At 70.5% G+C, this 17354-nt stretch carries 14 protein-coding genes; 4 read left to right on the top strand and 10 right to left on the bottom strand.

Going from position 1 to position 17354, the window contains the following annotated elements; all coding sequences use genetic code 11:
• Positions 1-160: 160 nt before the first annotated feature.
• The 4 genes from IE318_RS25515 to ctaC all read right to left on the bottom strand — a co-directional run bounded on the left by IE318_RS25515 (position 161) and on the right by ctaC (position 4650).
• Entirely contained in the window at positions 161-1420 is a 1260-nt protein-coding gene (locus tag IE318_RS25515; protein WP_189903998.1) for a L,D-transpeptidase, read from the bottom strand.
• Between the two features lie 142 nt (positions 1421-1562).
• Positions 1563-1961: a cytochrome c oxidase subunit 4 gene (locus tag IE318_RS25510; RefSeq protein WP_030181988.1), complete on the bottom strand. Its 399-nt coding sequence runs from the start codon at positions 1959-1961 to the stop codon at positions 1563-1565.
• Positions 1958-3694, bottom strand: a complete 1737-nt coding sequence (ctaD, locus tag IE318_RS25505; RefSeq protein WP_189903996.1) for an aa3-type cytochrome oxidase subunit I — start codon at positions 3692-3694, stop codon at positions 1958-1960. The genes IE318_RS25510 and ctaD overlap by 4 nt, the downstream gene beginning before the upstream one ends.
• Entirely contained in the window at positions 3691-4650 is a 960-nt protein-coding gene (gene ctaC, locus IE318_RS25500) for an aa3-type cytochrome oxidase subunit II (protein WP_030181985.1), read from the bottom strand. The genes ctaD and ctaC overlap by 4 nt, the downstream gene beginning before the upstream one ends.
• 356 nt (positions 4651-5006) lie before the next feature.
• On the opposite strand from ctaC, the gene IE318_RS25495 reads away from it, so the two are divergent.
• Positions 5007-6383, top strand: a complete 1377-nt coding sequence (locus tag IE318_RS25495; RefSeq protein WP_189903994.1) for a cysteine desulfurase/sulfurtransferase TusA family protein — start codon at positions 5007-5009, stop codon at positions 6381-6383.
• Between the two features lie 60 nt (positions 6384-6443).
• On the opposite strand, the gene IE318_RS25490 is transcribed toward IE318_RS25495, so the two are convergent.
• Positions 6444-7418, bottom strand: a complete 975-nt coding sequence (locus IE318_RS25490; protein ID WP_189903992.1) for a carbohydrate kinase family protein — start codon at positions 7416-7418, stop codon at positions 6444-6446.
• Positions 7419-7551: 133 nt separating this feature from the next.
• On the opposite strand from IE318_RS25490, the gene IE318_RS25485 reads away from it, so the two are divergent.
• Both IE318_RS25485 and IE318_RS25480 read left to right on the top strand, forming a co-directional pair.
• Entirely contained in the window at positions 7552-7764 is a 213-nt protein-coding gene (locus IE318_RS25485; RefSeq protein ID WP_030181976.1) for a hypothetical protein, read from the top strand.
• A 143-nt stretch (positions 7765-7907) separates the two neighbouring features.
• Positions 7908-9659: a hypothetical protein gene (locus IE318_RS25480; protein WP_189903990.1), complete on the top strand. Its 1752-nt coding sequence runs from the start codon at positions 7908-7910 to the stop codon at positions 9657-9659.
• Between the two features lie 117 nt (positions 9660-9776).
• On the opposite strand, the gene IE318_RS25475 is transcribed toward IE318_RS25480, so the two are convergent.
• Positions 9777-10133 (bottom strand): HesB/IscA family protein, encoded by a 357-nt coding sequence (locus IE318_RS25475; RefSeq protein WP_030181969.1) that lies wholly within the window; start codon positions 10131-10133, stop codon positions 9777-9779.
• Between the two features lie 334 nt (positions 10134-10467).
• Between IE318_RS25475 and nadA the strand changes: the two genes are divergently transcribed.
• The gene (gene nadA, locus IE318_RS25470; RefSeq protein WP_189903987.1) at positions 10468-11652 is read left to right on the top strand and encodes a quinolinate synthase NadA; all 1185 of its coding nucleotides are present in this window, start codon (positions 10468-10470) and stop codon (positions 11650-11652) included.
• Between the two features lie 62 nt (positions 11653-11714).
• Here nadA and IE318_RS25465 read toward each other — a convergent pair whose 3' ends face one another.
• The 4 genes from IE318_RS25465 to pspAA form a co-directional block, all read right to left on the bottom strand.
• The gene (locus IE318_RS25465) at positions 11715-14825 is read right to left on the bottom strand and encodes an efflux RND transporter permease subunit (protein ID WP_189903985.1); all 3111 of its coding nucleotides are present in this window, start codon (positions 14823-14825) and stop codon (positions 11715-11717) included.
• Between the two features lie 224 nt (positions 14826-15049).
• Entirely contained in the window at positions 15050-15733 is a 684-nt protein-coding gene (locus IE318_RS25460; RefSeq protein WP_030181957.1) for a response regulator, read from the bottom strand.
• The gene (locus tag IE318_RS25455) at positions 15730-16992 is read right to left on the bottom strand and encodes a sensor histidine kinase (RefSeq protein ID WP_189903983.1); all 1263 of its coding nucleotides are present in this window, start codon (positions 16990-16992) and stop codon (positions 15730-15732) included. The genes IE318_RS25460 and IE318_RS25455 overlap by 4 nt, the downstream gene beginning before the upstream one ends.
• A gap of 62 nt (positions 16993-17054) precedes the next feature.
• Complete coding sequence (pspAA, locus tag IE318_RS25450) at positions 17055-17333, bottom strand: PspA-associated protein PspAA (RefSeq protein WP_189903981.1); 279 nt, start codon at positions 17331-17333, stop codon at positions 17055-17057.
• Positions 17334-17354 lie beyond the last annotated feature (21 nt).

The raw sequence follows: 17354 nt of genomic DNA, 5'->3' as shown, positions 1-17354 counted from the left end.
CACCGACAACGGCGGGATCTTCGGTCCACGACGATTCACACCAAACCAACGACGAACCTCTGACTCAGGTCACTAGGGGCCCGGAAGCCTGGGGAGCGCGGGACGGCCCGTCGTCGTGTGGCCGCGGGCCGTCCCGGGTGCCGTCACAGGCTCTGTGCCGTCACAGGCTCTGCGGGCGCAGCCTCGCCGTGTCCGACTGGGACGTCGAGCCGCCGGAGTTCAGCGCGCTGCCCAGGGCCCACTTCTGCCAGGGCATGTTCCAGTCGCCGAAGCCGTTGTTGAACACTTCCATCGGGTCGCCCTTGGAGTTGACGACCTGGACGATGTCGCCCTCGTGGATGTTGTTGAAGAACCACTGGGCGTTGGCGTTGCTCATACCGGTGCAGCCGTGGCTGACGTTGGCGACGCCCTGGGAGCCGACGGACCAGGGGGCGGCGTGGACGTACTCGCCGCTCCAGGTCACCCGGGTGGCCCAGTAGACCGTCAGGTCGTAGGAGTCGCTGGAGCCCGCCGAGATGCCGATGGTGGAGCTCTTCATCCGTACGCTCGCCTGTTTGGCCAGCACGACCTTGATGCCGTTTCGGGTGTCGAAGCCCGGTTTGCCGGTGGTGATCGGCACCTGCCTGACCTTCTCGTCGTTCTTGTACAGCGTGAGTTGGTGCGTGGCGGCGTCGGTGATGGCGACGACGCGGTCGCCGGTGGTGAGGGTCAGGGGTTTGGCGGCGCCGCCCCACAGACGGTCGCCGATGCGGATGTTCTCCAGGTTGCTGTGCACCTGGATGGTGGCGTGGGCCGGCCAGTACTCCCTGGGCCGGTAGTGCAGGTGCTTGTCGTCCACCCAGTACCAGGAGCCCTGCACGGCGGGGGTGGAGTCGACCTGGAGGCCGCGCTCCACCATGGCGCGCTGCGCCTTGTCGTGGACGGGCTGGTCGAGTTCGGCCGTGATGGGCTGGCCGACGCCGTAGGTGCCCGCCTGCGGCCCGAACGTGACGTTCAGGTGCTTCTGGGTGGTGGGCTTGCTGGTGTCGAAGGTGAGGACCTTGCGGCCGGGTGCGCCGTCGCCGTCCTCCGTGCTGACCGAGACCGTGTAGCGGGTGCCCGCGGCCAGCGGTGAGGTGCTGTGCCAGCGGCTGCCGTCGGCGGCCAGTTCGCCGGAGACGCGGCGGCCCTTGTCGTCCACGACCGTGACGTCCGTGATGCGCCCGTCGGAGTCCTCTGCGGTGACCACCAGGGGCTTGTCCGGATCGGCCTTCTTGCCGGGGTCGGTGGGGGCGCTGAACGAGATCTGGTCCGCCGCGTCGTAGGGGTCGGCCGCCAGTGGGTTGCCGTCCGAGGAACAGGCGGTGACGCCCGCGCCGAGGGCGGCCACCAGGAGGGTGAAGCTGACGACGGTGCGGGTGCGCGGAGTGGTGGTGCTCATGACTTCACGCTAAGTAGCTCCGTCAACTCTGGCACGGTGGGTCGTCCGTACGGGGGAACGTATGGGGGCGTCGTACGGACAAACGAAGGAACCCGGACCCTCCGTCGGGAGAGCCCGGGTTCCCCGGATCGTCCAGCGTGTGTTACTGGGTGCGGTTCTCACCGCGGTAGTACTCGAAGACCCAGCCCCACAGACCGATCATGATGAGCGGTGCGCCGAAGTACAGCAGCCACCATCCGATGGCGACGCCCAGGAAGGCCAGCGCGCCACCGACGCCGAGGGCGAGCGGCTGCCAGCTGTGCGGGCTGAAGAAGCCCAGCTCACCGGCGTCGTCCGCGACATCGGCCTCCTTGTTGTCCTGAGCGCCGGCGTCGACCCGCTTGGCCGTGAAGCCCAGGTAGAAGCCGATCATGATGCTCAGGCCGAAGGCCAGGAAGAGGGCCGTGGTGCCGGCCGGCTCCTTCGACCACACGCCGTACACGACGGCCATGATGAGGAAGAAGGCGCTCAGCCAGATGAACATCTTGCCCTGGATCTTCACTTGCCGGCCTCCTTGCCACCAGCGAGGGCCTTCTCACCGTGCCCGGCGTTCTCGAGCTGGTCGAGCGCCGCGATCTCCGGGTGGTGCAGGTCGAACGCCGGGGATTCGCTGCGGATCCGCGGCAGGGTGACGAAGTTGTGCCGCGGCGGCGGGCAGGAAGTCGCCCACTCCAGCGAACGGCCGTAGCCCCAGGGGTCGTCGACGTTCACGGGCTTGCCGTACTTGGCCGTCTTCCAGACGTTGTAGAAGAACGGCAGGATCGACAGGCCGAGCAGGAAGGAGAAGATCGTCGAGATGGTGTTCAGCGCGGTGAAGCCGTCGGCCGCCAGGTAGTCGGCGTACCGGCGCGGCATGCCCTCCACGCCCAGCCAGTGCTGGATCAGGAAGGTGCCGTGGAAGCCGATGAACAGCATCCAGAAGGTCATCTTGCCCAGGCGCTCGTCGAGCATCTTGCCGGTGAACTTCGGCCACCAGAAGTGGAAGCCGGAGAACATCGCGAAGACGACGGTGCCGAAGACGACGTAGTGGAAGTGGGCCACCACGAAGTAGCTGTCGGAGATGTGGAAGTCCAGCGGCGGCGAGGCCAGGATGACGCCGGTCAGACCACCGAAGGTGAAGGTGATCAGGAAGCCGGTCGCCCAGAGCATCGGCGTCTCGAAGGACAGCGAGCCCTTCCACATGGTGCCGATCCAGTTGAAGAACTTCACACCGGTCGGGACCGCGATCAGGAAGGTCATGAAGGAGAAGAACGGCAGCAGCACACCACCGGTGACGTACATGTGGTGGGCCCACACGGTCACCGACAGGCCCGCGATCGAGATCGTCGCGCCGATCAGACCCATGTAGCCGAACATCGGCTTGCGGGAGAAGACCGGGATGACCTCACTGATGATGCCGAAGAACGGCAGCGCGATGATGTACACCTCTGGATGGCCGAAGAACCAGAAGAGGTGCTGCCACAACAGGGCTCCGCCGTTGGTGGCGTCGAAGACGTGGGCGCCGAACTTGCGGTCGGCCTCCAGCGCGAACAGGGCCGCGGCCAGCACCGGGAAGGCGAGCAGGACCAGCACCGCGGTCAGCAGCACGTTCCAGGTGAAGATCGGCATGCGGAACATGGTCATGCCCGGAGCGCGCATGCAGATGATCGTGGTGATGAAGTTGACCGAGCCGAGGATCGTGCCGAAGCCGGAGAAGGCCAGACCCATGATCCACAGGTCGCCGCCGACACCCGGCGAGTGCACCGCATCGGACAGCGGCGCGTAGGCGAACCAGCCGAAGTCGGCCGCACCCTGCGGGGTGAGGAAGCCGGCCACCGCGACGAGCGAGCCGAACAGGTACAGCCAGTAGGCGAACATGTTCAGCCGCGGGAAGGCCACGTCCGGAGCGCCGATCTGCAGCGGCATGATCCAGTTCGTGAAGCCCGCGAACAGCGGCGTCGCGAACATCAGCAGCATGATCGTGCCGTGCATCGTGAACGCCTGGTTGAACTGCTCGTTCGACATGATCTGCAGGCCCGGACGGGCCAGCTCGGCGCGCATGAAGAGCGCCATCACGCCGCCGATGCAGAAGAACGCGAACGACGTCGCCAGATACAGCGTGCCGATGGTCTTGTGGTCGGTGGTCGTCATCCACTTGACCACGACGTTACCGGGTCGCTTGCGCCGGACCGGCAGCTCGCTCTCGTAAGAGCCCTCAGCCGCCGCGGCACCCTGAGGTTCGTTGAGGATGCTCACAGGTTGTTCGTCTCCCGGTTCTTCTCGTGGCTCGTCTGCGCGATGCCGGCGGGAACGTAACCGGTCTGCCCCTTCTTAGCGAGGTCCTTGAGGTGCTGCTCGTAGCGGTCGGGAGAGACGACCTTCACGTTGAACAGCATCCGGGAGTGGTCCTGGCCGCAGAGCTCGGCGCACTTGCCCCGGTAGGTGCCCTCCATGCTGGGGGTCACCTGGAAGGAGTTGGTGTGGCCGGGGATGACGTCCTGCTTCATCAGGAACGGCAGCACCCAGAAGGAGTGGATGACGTCCCGCGAGGTGAGGATGAAGCGGACGGTCTTGCCCTTGGGCAGCCACAGGGTCGGACCCGGGTTGCCGTTCTGCGGGTTCCGCGTGCCCGGCGTACCGACGTCGTAGACACCGCCGGCGTTCGCCGGGAAGTCGTTCTTGAACCGGTCCGGAATGGCCGCCAGGTTCTTGTCGGTCTTCGCGTCCCCCGTGGAACCGGCTACGGGCTCCACGTAGTTGAAGGCCCAGCTCCACTGGAAGCCGACCACGTTGACCGTGACGTCGGGCTTCTTGGATTCGTCCAGGAGCTTGGACTCGTCGCGGGCGGTGAAGTAGAAGAGCACCGAGACGATGAGGAGCGGGACCACCGTGTACAGGGCCTCGATGGGCATGTTGTACCGGGTCTGCGGAGGAACCTCGACCTTGGTACGGCTGCGCCGGTGGAACATGGCGCTCCACAGGATCAGACCCCACACCAGGCAGCCGACGACCAACGCGGCCGCCCAGGAGCCCTGCCACAGGGAGAGGATCCGCGGAGCCTCTTCCGAGGCCGGGGTGGGCATACCCAGTCGGGGGAAGTCCTTGTATGTGCAACCGGTCGCGGTCGCCAGGACCAGGCCCGCAGTCAGTGCCTGCAGCAGCTTCCGCCGCATCGGGCGCCGCGGCGAGCGGTCGGAGCCGTTGGGACTCACGTAGCGCCTTCCCGAGAGTCTCGCCCGCGCTGTACGGCTGCGGCCTTCTCGCTGGTCGGTCGCCGCCCTGCGTCGGGCAGGGGTTTGGATGTTTATGCGGACCAAACCCTACTGGACGCCTTCCGGCGGGTCGCGGGGAGGGTGGCATACGCGCCGCGGGTCACCCCGAAGGGGTGGGATGCCCCTGGCTCCGCCGATATGTGACGGGGAGTCGAGGCGCCTCATAGCTCGTGATTACGGCATTTGCGGCGACTGCGGGTGGGTGGGGCCGGCCCCGCCCACGCGACGGAGCCGCAGGCCGGCGGAGTCCCGCGCCCCCTGCTCGCCCGCACCCCCACGGGTCGTAGCGTTGATGTGTGGCCTACTTCGACGCTGCTTCCGCCGCCCCCCTTCATCCCGTAGCCCGGCAGGCTCTCCAGGCCTCCCTCGACGAGGGGTGGGCCGATCCCGCGCGCCTCTACAAGGAGGGGCGGCGGGCCCGGTTGCTGTTGGACGCGGCGCGGGAGGCGGCCGCGGAGGCCGTGGGGTGCCGGCCGGACGAGCTGAGCTTCACCTCCACCGGCACCCGTGCCGTGCACACCGGGGTGGCGGGGGCGCTGGCCGGACGCAGGCGCGCCGGGCGCCACCTGATCGTGTCAGCGGTCGAACACTCCTCGGTACTCCATTCGGCCGAGGCGCACGAGGCGGAGGGCGGGACGGTCACCCAGGTGGCGGTCGACCGCGCGGGCAGGGTGACCGCCGCGTCGTACGCGGAGGCGCTGCGCCCGGACACCGCGCTGGCCTGTCTGCAGTCGGCCAACCACGAGGTGGGCACCGAGCAGCCGGTCGCCGAGGTGGCCGAGGTGTGCCGGGCGGCGGGCGTGCCGCTGCTGGTGGACGCGGCGCAGTCGCTGGGCTGGGGCCCGGTGGACGGGGACTGGTCGCTGCTGGCGGCGAGCGCCCACAAGTGGGGCGGTCCGTCGGGGGTGGGGCTGCTCGCCGTGCGCAAGGGCGTGCGGTTCTCGGTCCGGGGGCCGGTGGACGAGCGGGAGTCGGGCCGGGCGGCCGGGTTCGAGAACATCCCGGCGATCGTGGCCGCGGCCGCCTCGCTGCGGGCGGTACGGGCCGAGGCGGCGGCGGAGGCCGTGCGGCTGCGGGAGCTGACGGAGCGGATCCGGGCCCGGGTGCCGCGGCTGGTGCCGGACGTGGAGGTGGTCGGTGATCCGGTCCACCGGCTGCCGGGGATCGTCACCTTCTCCTGTCTCTATGTCGACGGGGAGACGCTGCTGCACGAGCTGGACCGCGAGGGCTTCTCCGTCTCGTCGGGCTCCTCCTGCACAAGCAGCACGCTGACCCCGAGTCATGTGCTGAAGGCGATGGGGGTGCTGAGCGAGGGCAACGTACGGGTGTCGCTGCCGCCGGGGACGCCCAAGGAGGACGTGGAGCGGTTCCTGGAGGTGCTGCCGGGGGCGGTGGCGGGGGTGCGGGAGAAGCTGGGGGCGCCGGCTCCCGCCGCACAGGTGCTTCAGGAGGAAGTGGTCGTCGACTCTCTCGGCAAGCGGTGCCCGATCCCGGTCATCGAGCTGGCCAAGGTGTTCGGCGATGTGCCGGTCGGCGGCACGGTACGGGTGCTGTCCGACGACGAGGCCGCCCGGCTGGACATCCCGGCGTGGTGCGAGATGCGGGGACAGGAGTACGTGGGCGAGGAACCGGCGGATCGGGGAACGGCGTACTTGATCCGCCGGGTCTCCTAGTCCTGGGGGCCTGGGGTGGGGGGCCCTGGGGGTGGGGGGTCCTGGGGGTGGGGGCAGGCCTCAGCCGAGGTGTGCCCGCACCTCCTGCGCGGCCTCGTCCCCGTACGCCTTGGTGAACCGCTCCATGAAGTGGGCCCGCCGCAGCTGGTACTCCTGCGTGCCCACCGTCTCGATGACAAGGGTCGCCAGCATGCAGCCGACCTGTGCGGCACGCTCCAGCGAGACCCCCCAGGCCAGCCCCGACAGGAATCCGGCGCGGAAGGCGTCGCCCACGCCGGTCGGGTCGGCCTTGCGCTCCTCGTCCGGGCAGCCGACCTCGATCGGGTCCTCGCCGGCGCGCTCGATGCGCACCCCGCGCGAGCCGAGGGTGGTCACCCGGTGGCCGACACGGCCGAGGATCTCGGCGTCGCTCCAGCCGGTCTTGGTCTCGATCAGGCCCTTCTCGTACTCGTTCGAGAACAGGTACGTCGCCCCGTCCAGCAGTATCCGGATCTCGTCGCCGTCCATACGGGCGATCTGCTGGGAGAAGTCGGCGGCGAACGGAATGGACCGGGTACGGCACTCCTCGGTGTGCCGGAGCATCGCCTCCGGGTCGTCGGCGCCGATGAGCACCAGGTCCAGGCCGCCGACGCGGTCCGCGACGGTCTTGAGCTCGATGAGCCGGGCCTCGCTCATCGCACCGGTGTAGAAGGAGCCGATCTGGTTGTGGTCGGCGTCGGTGGTGCACACGAAGCGGGCGGTGTGCAGCGTCTCGGAGATACGGACGGAGGAGGTGTCCACGCCGTGCCGGTCCAGCCAGGCACGGTACTCGCCGAAGTCGGCTCCGGCGGCACCCGCCAGGATCGGCCGGGTGCCCAGCTGGCCCATGCCGAAGGCGATGTTGGCGGCCACTCCGCCGCGCCGCACGTCCAGCTGGTCGACCAGGAAGGAGAGGGAGACCGTGTGCAGCCGGTCGGCGACGAGCTGGTCGGCGAACCGGCCGGGGAAGGTCATGAGGTGGTCGGTGGCGATGGAGCCGGTGACTGCGATGCGCACGGCGTGGACTCTCCTGGGAGGGAGGAGGCGATTGACAGTTCACGCTACCCGGTGGGCGGGTGACGCTGAAGCGGACAAAACTACCCGATGGTAGATCTTTCTCGGCGGCCTCGTCCGTGCTTACGGTGCGGCCATGACGAACCACACGGTCCATGCTGCCCCTGGTCCGGCCGACCCGGAAGGCGATCTCGCGTCACTTCGCGGGGACTGCGCCCGGATGGCCCCTCACTGGGCGGCTCCCGACCGGGGGTCCCGGCGGCCGGTGCCGCCGTCCCGCATCCACGGGGTGGATGTGCCGGCCTCCTCGGCCCGCCTGCTGGAGGCGATGTCGGACTACGGGGACTGAGACCGGGGAACCGCGCGCTCCCCCGCTGCGTCCCATCGCTGTCCCCCGTATGGGGGATGCGGGATACGACCCGTCGGACCGGCTGCTTTGTCAGGGCCGGGTCAGGGTCACAGGGACAGCTGTGCAGCCGAAGGAGCGATGCGGTGAACACCGAGCGACCCGACCACGACGACACGGCCGCGGCCGAGGCCGAGGCCGCGGGTGCCGCCGAGGACACCGCGGCACGGCCGGAGGCGCCGGAGCCCGAGGTCCCGCCGGTGAGCACCACCGGCGACGGCGGAGGCGACGGCCACGGCGAGGGCGGTGACGACGGCCAGGGCGGCGGCGAAGGCGACGGCGGTGACCACGGCCGGGGCGATGACGAAGGCGGCGGCAGTGGCGGCCGGTTCGGCCGGGGCCGGTCTCCGCTGGTCGCCGCCTCGGTCGCCGCGGCCGTGCTGCTGGTGGGCGGCGGCGGGGCGTACCTCGCCACGAGCGCGTACGACGGCTCCGGCGACCGTACGGGTTCGGCGGCCTCCCGCGGCCACGGCACTCCCCCGCCGCTCGTCCTCGACGACTACGCCTCCGGTCGTACGGGGGGTACGGGCGCCACGGCCGGCACGAGCGGGATCGCGCCCGGCGAGCCCAACCCCTACGGCGCCACCTACCGCGCCGCCGGAACGCTGCCCGCCGGGCCCGCCTCCGCGCCGGTGTACGAGCCGCGGGGCGAGGTCACGCGCGACGAGGTGGCCCGCCTGGCCAGGGCACTCGGCGTGGAGGGCGCCGTCGTGGCCGACGCGCAGGCGTGGCGGGTCGGGACCGGCAAGGACGGGGCCGGTCCGATGCTGCGGGTGAACCGGCAGGCACCGGGGACCTGGACGTTCAGCCGGTACGCGCCGGGCACCGACGACTGCAAGGGCGTGGTGTGCACGCACGACCCGGCCGCTCCCGCCGGCCACCCGGTGAGCGTGGCGGCGGCCGAGAAGGCGGCGGCTCCGGTGCTCAAGGCGCTGGGGCAGGACGACGCGAAGGTGGACGCGAGCCAGGTCATGGGCGCCCAGCGGGTCGTCAACGCCGATCCGCGGTTCGGCGGGCTGCCGGCGTACGGCTGGACGACGGGCCTGACCGTCAGCCCGCAGGGCGAGGTGGTCGGCGGCAGCGGGCAGGTGAAGGCGCCGGTCGAGGGCGAGACCTATCCCGTGCTGAGCGCGCGCAGGACGCTGGACCTGATGAACGCGGCCCCGCGCACCGACCACCGCATGGGCATCGGCGGCTGCGCCAGTCCCGTACCGCTCAAGGACCGTCTGGAGGCGCCGTGCGGTGCCTCCGGGAACTCCGCGGCCTCCGGGCCCTCGGGCCGGAGTGCCGGGCAGGACGCCTTCACCGTCGAGCGGGCCGTGTTCGGTCTGGCGTCGCACTCCTCGAACGGACGGCAGACGCTGGTGCCCTCCTGGCTGTTCCGGGTGCGGGGGGCGTCCGGGCAGGGCGGCGACGGCTTCACGGTGACGTACCCGGCCGTCGACCCGAAGTACCTGAGCTCACCGGGCGCGCCGTCCGGGCCGCCGGAGCCGCGGCCCAGCGGCTCGGGCGCCGCACCGGCGACCCGTGACGTGCGGGTGTCCGGCTACAGCACCGAGGGCGACGAGCTGACGGTGAGCTTCGAGGGCGGGGTGTGCGCCGACTACAGGACGTCGGCGAAGGAGAGCTCCGACCGGGTGACCGTCACGGTGACCGAGACTCCGTGGCCGGACAAGGTCTGCATCCTGATCGCCAAGGAGTACCGGCAGTCGGTGCACCTGGACCGGCCGCTCGGGGACCGGAAGGTGGTCGGGTCGGACGGCAGCCAGGTCCCGCAGGTGAAGCCGGGAGCCCGGCTGCCCGCACCGCCGCGATCGGCCGGTCAGCCGGTCAGGTGACCTGGACGCGAGACCGGGCGCATACGGAAGGCGGCAGCCCCCCATGGAGGGGGACCGCCGCCTTTTCCGTCACGCGGCCGCGCCGTGTCCGTACGATCCCGGCGGGGCCGGGCCGGGTCAGCTGAAGGAGTCGCCGCAGGCGCAGGAGCCCGTCGCGTTCGGGTTGTCGATCGTGAAGCCCTGCTTCTCGATCGTGTCCACGAAGTCGATGGTGGCGCCGCCCAGGTACGGAGCGCTCATGCGGTCGGTGACGACCTTGACACCGCCGAAGTCCTTCTTCACGTCGCCGTCGAGGGAGCGCTCGTCGAAGAAGAGCTGGTAGCGCAGGCCGGAGCAGCCACCGGGCTGAACGGCGACGCGCAGGGCGAGATCGTCACGGCCTTCCTGGTCGAGCAGGGCCTTGACCTTGGACGCGGCCGCGTCGGTCAGGATGATGCCGTCGGTGACGGTGGTGGTCTCGTCCGATACGGACATCTACATCTCTCCCGGGTTGTACGGAGACTGCTTGCCGACGAGTGCAACCGGCAAGGCCGCGGATTCATTCCGGGCCGAGCACATGCTTTTTCTCTTGTCCATGCTCGTCCTCTTCATGCTCGCACATGCGCCGAGCGGCTGACAGCGGCCCGCGGACGAAGCGACGAACGCGACAACGCCGGAGGACGGCTCCGTGACGGGCGTGTGTCGGGTCCGAGTGCCGGTGCCGTGTCGGGATTCACGTCACATGGACACAATGGCCCATCGTCAAACTGACGTGAAGCGGTTATGATAAATAGCGTCAGTTCGACGAAAAGTAGAAAGGGTGCGTGTCGTGACCACCGCCCAAACCCAGGAGCTCGACGTACAGCCGACGCCCCTCGCCCTGCTGCTGCTCGGCCGTGAGGCCGACCCGAAGAGCGAGCGCGGTGTGGAGTGTCCCGGCGAGCTCCCCTCCCCGTCCGACCCGGACCTCGTGGCGCGTGCCCGCGCGGCCAAGGAGAAGCTCGGGGACAAGGTCTTCGTGCTGGGCCACCACTACCAGCGCGACGAGGTCATCCAGTTCGCCGACGTCACGGGCGACTCCTTCAAGCTGGCGCGGGACGCTGCCGCCCGGCCGCAGGCCGAGTACATCGTGTTCTGCGGCGTGCACTTCATGGCGGAGTCCGCGGACATCCTGACGTCCGACGACCAGAAGGTGGTCCTGCCGGACCTGGCGGCGGGCTGCTCCATGGCCGACATGGCGACGGCGGAGCAGGTCGCGGAGTGCTGGGACGTCCTGACGGAAGCCGGGATCGCCGAGCAGGTGGTCCCCGTCTCCTACATGAACTCCTCGGCCGACATCAAGGCGTTCACGGGCAAGCACGGCGGCACCATCTGCACGTCGTCCAACGCCAAGCGGGCCCTGGAGTGGGCCTTCGAGCAGGGCGAGAAGGTCCTGTTCCTGCCCGACCAGCACCTGGGCCGCAACACGGCGGTGAGGGACATGGGCATGTCCCTGGAGGACTGCGTCGTCTACAACCCGCACCGGCCGAACGGCGGGCTGACCGCCGAGGAGCTGCGCGCGGCCAAGATGATCCTGTGGCGCGGTCACTGCTCGGTCCACGGCCGCTTCAGCCTCGACTCGGTCAACGACGTCCGCGAGCGCATTCCCGGCGTCAACGTCCTGGTGCACCCCGAGTGCAAGCACGAGGTGGTCGCCGCGGCCGACTACGTCGGCTCCACCGAGTACATCATCAAGGCCCTGGAGGCGGCCCCGGCCGGCTCCAAGTGGGCCATCGGCACGGAGCTGAACCTGGTGCGCCGCCTGGCGAACCGTTTCGCACCGGAGGGCAAGGAGATCGTCTTCCTCGACAAGACGGTCTGCTTCTGCTCCACCATGAACCGCATCGACCTCCCCCACCTGGTCTGGGCCCTGGAGTCCCTGGCCGAGGGCAACCTCGTCAACCGCATCCAGGTCGACAAGGAGACGGAGGCCTTCGCGAAGCTGGCCCTGGAGCGCATGCTGGCGCTGCCGTAGCTCGTCCATGACGAAGGGGCCGGTCCACGCGACGCGCGTGGACCGGCCCCTTCGTCATGTGCTCACACGCCGGCGGGCTCCAGCTCCTCCGTCTCCGCCTTCGCCTCGCGCTTGGCGGCGCGCTTCTTCGCGCGGCGCTCCTTGCGGAGTTCCAGCATGGCGTAGAGGGTCGGGACCAGGAGGAGGGTCAGCAGGGTGGAGGTGATCAGGCCGCCGATCACGACCACCGCCAGGGGCTGGGCGATGAAGCCGCCCTCGCCGGTGACCCCGAGGGCCATCGGGAGCAGGGCGAAGATCGTCGCCAGGGCCGTCATCAGGATCGGGCGGAGGCGGTGGCGGCCGCCCTCCACCACGGCCTCGACGACGCCGTGGCCCTGCTTGCGGTACTGGTTGATCAGGTCGATCAGGACGATCGCGTTGGTGACCACGATGCCGATCAGCATCAGCATGCCGATCATGGCGGGGACGCCCATCGGAGTGCCGGTGGCGATCAGGAGGCCGAGTGCGCCCGTGGCCGCGAAGGGGATCGAGACCAGCAGGATCAGCGGCTGGACGAGCGAGCGGAACGTCGCGACCAGGAGCATGAAGACGATCGCGATCGCCGCCAGCATGGCCAGGCCCAGGTTCTTGAACGCGTCGTTCTGGTCGGAGGTGACGCCGCCGATCTCGGCCGTGGCGCCCGCGGGGAGCTTCAGGGACTTGATCTTCGACTGGAGCTTCGTGCTCACCGCGCCGGTGTTGTCGCCGGTCGGCTTGGCGGTGATGGTCGCCGCGCGCTGACCGTCGATACGGGTCATCGAGACCGGGCCGTCGACCAGCTTGACGGTCGCGATGTCGCCCAGCTTCACCGGGCCGAGCCGCAGCTTCTTGAGCTGGGCCAGCGTCTCGGCGGGCTCGGCAGACCTGACGACGACGTTCCGCTCGGTGTCGTCCAGGGTCGCCTTGGCGACCGTGGTGCCCTTGACCGACTGGGCGACGGCCATGCCGAGGGTCTGGTCGGTGAAGCCGGCCGCCGCCGCCTTGTCGTTGGCGCGGACCGAGATGCGGGGCACGCTCTGCGAGAGGTCGCTGGTGACGTCGGTGACGTCGCCCAGGCCGGCGACGGTCTTGCGGACCTGCTCCGAGGCCTGGCGCAGCGCGTCCCCGTCGGCCGCCTTGACGACCACCTTCAGGTCCTGGTCGCCGAAGCCGTCACCGGCGTTGACCGTGGTGGTGCCGATGCCGGACAGCTTGTGCAGGCCGTCCTCGATGTCCTTGCGGACGTCGTCGGCGGACGCGGAGTCCTCGAGCATCACCTGGTACGAGGCCTGGTTGGTGTCCGTGGAGCCGCCGAAGGCGGCCATGAAGCCGGAGGAGCCGACCGTCACCTGGTAGTCCTTGACGCCCTTGGTCCCGGCGAGCAGCTTCTCGACCTTCTTCGCCTGGGCGTCGGTCGCGGCCAGGCTGGTGCCGGGCTTCAGCTCCTGCTTGACGCTGAGGACCTTCTGGTCGCCGGAGTCGAAGAAGTTCGTCTTCAGCAGCGGCGTCATCCCGAAGGTGCCGACCAGCACGACCACCGCGATCAGCACGCTGGTCAGGCGCCGGCGGGTGGCGAAGCGCAGGACGGGGACGTAGAGGCGCTGGAGGCGGCTGTTCGCCTCCTTCTCCTCGGCCCGGCGGCGGGCCTCGTCGGCCTGGGCGGGCGTGCCCTTCGGCGCGCGCAGGAACCAGTACGACAGCACCGGGACGACCGTCAGGGCCACCAGCAGCGAGGCCAGCAGGGCCGCGGTGACGGTGATGCTGAACGGGCCGAACAGCTCACCCACCATGCCGCCGACCAGGCCGATCGGCAGGAACACGGCGACCGTGGTGAGCGTGGAGGAGGTCACCGCGCCGGCCACCTCGCGCACCGCGTTCAGGATGGCCTCGCGCCGCTCCTCGCCGTAGCCGAGGTGACGCTTGATGTTCTCCAGGACCACGATCGAGTCGTCGACGACCCGGCCGATGGCGATGGTCAGCGCGCCCAGCGTCAGCATGTTCAGCGACAGGTCGCGGGTCCACAGCACGAGCAGGGCCAGGACGACGGACAGCGGGATCGACACCGCGGTGACCAGCGTGGAGCGGACCGAGGCCAGGAAGACCAGGATGACCAGGACCGCGAAGAGCAGGCCGAGCGCGCCCTCCGTGGTCAGCCCGTGGATGGACTTGGCGACGGCCGGGCCCTGGTCGCTGACCGTGGTGATCTTCGCGTCGGCGCCGAGGTCCTTGCGCAGGTCGGGCAGCTTGTCCTTGACCGCGTCGGAGATCGCGACCGCGCTGCCGTCGTGGTCCATGGTGACGGCGACGGCGAGGCTCGGCCGGCCGTCGGTGCGGGTGATGGAGTCGGCCTTGGCCGGCTCCTGCTGCACGCCGGCGACGTCGCCGAGGCGGACCGGCTTCTTGGCGGCGCCGCCCTGACCGGTGACCATCAGGTCCTGGATCTGCTCGATCGAGGTGAAGCCGCCGCCGACCTGGACGGTGCGGTTGGCGCCGCCCTCGTCGAAGGAACCGGCCGGGACGGTGGCGCCGCCCGCCTGGAGGGCCTGCGTCAGGTCGGCGGAGGTGAGACCGGCCCGCGCGAGCTTCGCGTCGTCAGGGGTGACGGTGACCTGGAGGTCCCGTACGCCGTCGACGGTGACCTGGCTGACGCCGTCGATGTTCTTCAGGACCGGCACGACCGTCCTGTCGAGCTGGTCGGCGAGCGCCTGCTGGTCCTTGCCGGAGGTGACGGCCAGGACCACGGTCGGGATGTCGTCCGTCGAACCGGCGATCACCTGCGGGTCGACGTCGTCCGGGAGCCCGGCGCGGGCCCGGTTGACGGCCTGCTGGACATCGGCGACGAGCTGCTGGGTGTCGTTGCCGTAGTCGAAGGACGCCGTGATCACGGCGTTGCCCTCGCTCGCCGTGGAGGTGACGCCGGTGATGCCGTCGACGGCCTTGAGGTTGTCCTCCAGCGGCTCGACCACCTGCTTCTCCACCACGTCCGGGGACGCGCCCTGGTAGGGCGCCAGCACGGACACGATGGGGAGCTCGATGCTGGGCAGCAACTGCTGTTTGAGCTGGGGGACGGCGATCGCGCCGAAGACGAGCGCGACGATCGACATCAGTCCGATCAGGGCCCGTTGCGCGAGGCTGAATCTGGACAGCCAGGACATGGGTCAGGGTCTCTCTTCCGGTGGACGTCCGTGAACGTCGGTGAGCGGCGGTGAGCTGCCGAACGCGGCACGGGCGCGCAGACGCGCCCACCCCTACACCCTCCGGTATCGGCACCGGCCGTTCCGTAGCCCCCTGGTCCATTTCCTTACGGCGCGCCTACTCCGGGCGCAGTACTCCCGGGTGGAGTGCACTCCACCCTTGGACGTACCGGGTCCGGCGGGGCTCAGTCGGCCCTGGGGCGCACCAGCCCGGACTCGTAGGCGATGACGACGAGCTGCGCCCGGTCGCGGGCGCCGAGCTTGGCCATGGCCCGGTTGACGTGGGTCTTCACGGTCAGCGGGCTGACCTGGAGACGTTCGGCGATCTCGTCGTTGGAGTGTCCGCCGGCGACCTGGACGAGCACCTCGCGCTCGCGCACGGTCAGCGCGTCCAGCCGCTCCGAGCGGGCCGGGTCGCGGCCGTCGTCCGCGGCGTCGCCCTGCGCGAGGAAGCGGGCGATCAGGCCCTTGGTGGCGGCCGGGGACAGCAGTGCCTCTCCCCCGGCGGCGATCCGGATGGCGCTGAGCAGTTCCTCGGGCTCGCTGCCCTTGCCGAGGAAGCCGGAGGCGCCCGCGCGCAGCGCCTGCACCACGTAGTCGTCGACCTCGAAGGTGGTCAGGATGACCACGCGGACCTCGGCGAGGGCGGGATCGGCGCTGATCAGGCGGGTGGCGGCCAGTCCGTCCGTGCCCGGCATGCGGATGTCCATCAGGACGACGTCGGCGCGCTGATCCTTCGCCAGGCGCACCGCCTCGGCGCCCTCGGACGCCTCGCCGACCACCTCCATGTCGGGCTCGGAGTCGACGAGCACGCGGAAGGCGCTGCGCAGCAGGGCCTGGTCGTCGGCGAGCAGGACACGGATCGTCATGCGGCGTCCCCCGGGGCGCGGGTGCTGTTGCTGTTGCTGTTGTCGGTGGTTCTGGTGCTGGTGCGGGTGTGGAGGGGCAGGATCGCATGGACGCGGAAGCCGCCGCCGTAGCGGGGGCCGGTGGTGAGGGTGCCGCCGATGGCGGTGACCCGCTCCCGCATGCCCAGCAGTCCGTGGCCGCCGCCGGTGGCGGGGTCCTGACCGCCGCCGGCGCCGTCGTCGAGGACGGTGATCTCGACGTTCGGCCCCACCCGTACGACGCTGACCTCGGCCCGGGCCTGGCCGCCGGCGTGTTTCTGCACGTTGGTGAGGGCTTCCTGGACGATGCGGAACGCGGCCAGGTCGACGGCGGCGGGCAGGGTGGTGCCCTGGTCGGCGCGGGCGACCTCGACGTGCAGGCCGGCGCTGCGGAAGGTGCCGACGAGTTCGTCCAGGCGGTGCAGGCCGGGGGCGGGTTCGGTGGGGGCCTCCGGGTCGTCGGACTGCCGGAGCAGTCCGACGGTGGCGCGCAGCTCGTTCAGCGCGGACCGGCCGGCCTCCCGGACGTGGGCGAGCGCCTCCTTGGCCTGGTCGGGGCGCTTGTCCATGACGTGCGCGGCGACTCCGGCCTGCACATTGACCAGGGCGATGTGGTGGGCGACCACGTCGTGCAGATCGCGCGCGATACGCAGCCGCTCCTCGGCCACGCGCCGGCGGGCCTCCTCCTCGCGGGTGCGTTCGGCGCGTTCGGCGCGCTCCTGCATGGCGCGCACGAAGGCGCGGCGGCTGCGCACGGCGTCGCCGCCGGCGGCGGCCATGCCGGTCCAGGCGAAGATGGCGAGGTTCTCCTGGGCGTACCAGGGCAGCGTCCCGCCGAGCATGGCGGCGCCGGTCAGCACGGTCATGGTGGTCAGGCCCAGGCGCCAGGTGGTGGGGCGGTCGGTGGTGGCGGCGACGGTGTAGAGGGCGATGACGGCGGACATGGCGACGGGGGCGCGCGGGTCGCCGGTGACGCACTCGAGCACGGAGACGGTGCCGGTGACGGCGAGGACCGTGCGCGGGGCACGGCGGCGCAGGACGAGCGCGGCGGCGCCGAGGGTCATCAGGACGAGGCTGAGCAGCTCCGGCCGGCGGACGGCCCAGCTGACGCCGTTCTCCCCGCGGGGGTCCGCGAAGGACCCGACCACCATGCACACGAGGACGGCGGCCGCGAGGGCCGCGTCCAGGGCGAGGGGGTGCGCCTTGATCCGAAAGCGGGCGCGGTCGAGCGAGGTGGTCACGCCTGCGTAGGGTACGGGGTGCTCACGCAGGACGGACCGCGCACGGTCCCCGGACGGGACGGTCACCCAGGGATCAGGCCGTCGTCGCTGAGCAGGTCCCGTACCTCCTGGAGGGTGGCGTCCGGGGACGGCAGGATCAGCTCGGACGGTTCCAGGGAGTCGTCCGGCAGGGGTTCGCCCAGGTCACGGACCCTGGAGAGCAGGCTGTGCAGGGTGCGGCGGAAGCCGGGGCCGTCGCCGTTCTCCATCTCCGCCAGGAGTTCCTCGTCCAGTTTGTTGAGCTCGGCGAGGTGGCCGTCGGCCAGCCTCACCTGTCCCTCCCCCATGATCCGTACGATCATGTCGCCCTCCTCGGCGGCGTG

The organism is Streptomyces spiralis, assembly GCF_014654675.1.
Taxonomy (GTDB): domain Bacteria; phylum Actinomycetota; class Actinomycetes; order Streptomycetales; family Streptomycetaceae; genus Streptomyces; species Streptomyces spiralis.
This window is presented reverse-complemented; position numbering and strand designations above follow the sequence as displayed.

Excerpts from the sequence above, each read along its gene's own strand:
- IE318_RS25515 (WP_189903998.1), bottom strand. The coding sequence starts at position 1,420 with ATGAGCACCACCACTCCGCGCACCCGCACCGTCGTCAGCTTCACCCTC.
- IE318_RS25485 (WP_030181976.1), top strand. The coding sequence starts at position 7,552 with ATGACGAACCACACGGTCCATGCTGCCCCTGGTCCGGCCGACCCGGAA.
- IE318_RS25475 (WP_030181969.1), bottom strand. The coding sequence starts at position 10,133 with ATGTCCGTATCGGACGAGACCACCACCGTCACCGACGGCATCATCCTG.
- IE318_RS25465 (WP_189903985.1), bottom strand. The coding sequence starts at position 14,825 with ATGTCCTGGCTGTCCAGATTCAGCCTCGCGCAACGGGCCCTGATCGGA.
- IE318_RS25460 (WP_030181957.1), bottom strand. The coding sequence starts at position 15,733 with ATGACGATCCGTGTCCTGCTCGCCGACGACCAGGCCCTGCTGCGCAGC.
- pspAA (WP_189903981.1), bottom strand. The coding sequence starts at position 17,333 with ATGATCGTACGGATCATGGGGGAGGGACAGGTGAGGCTGGCCGACGGC.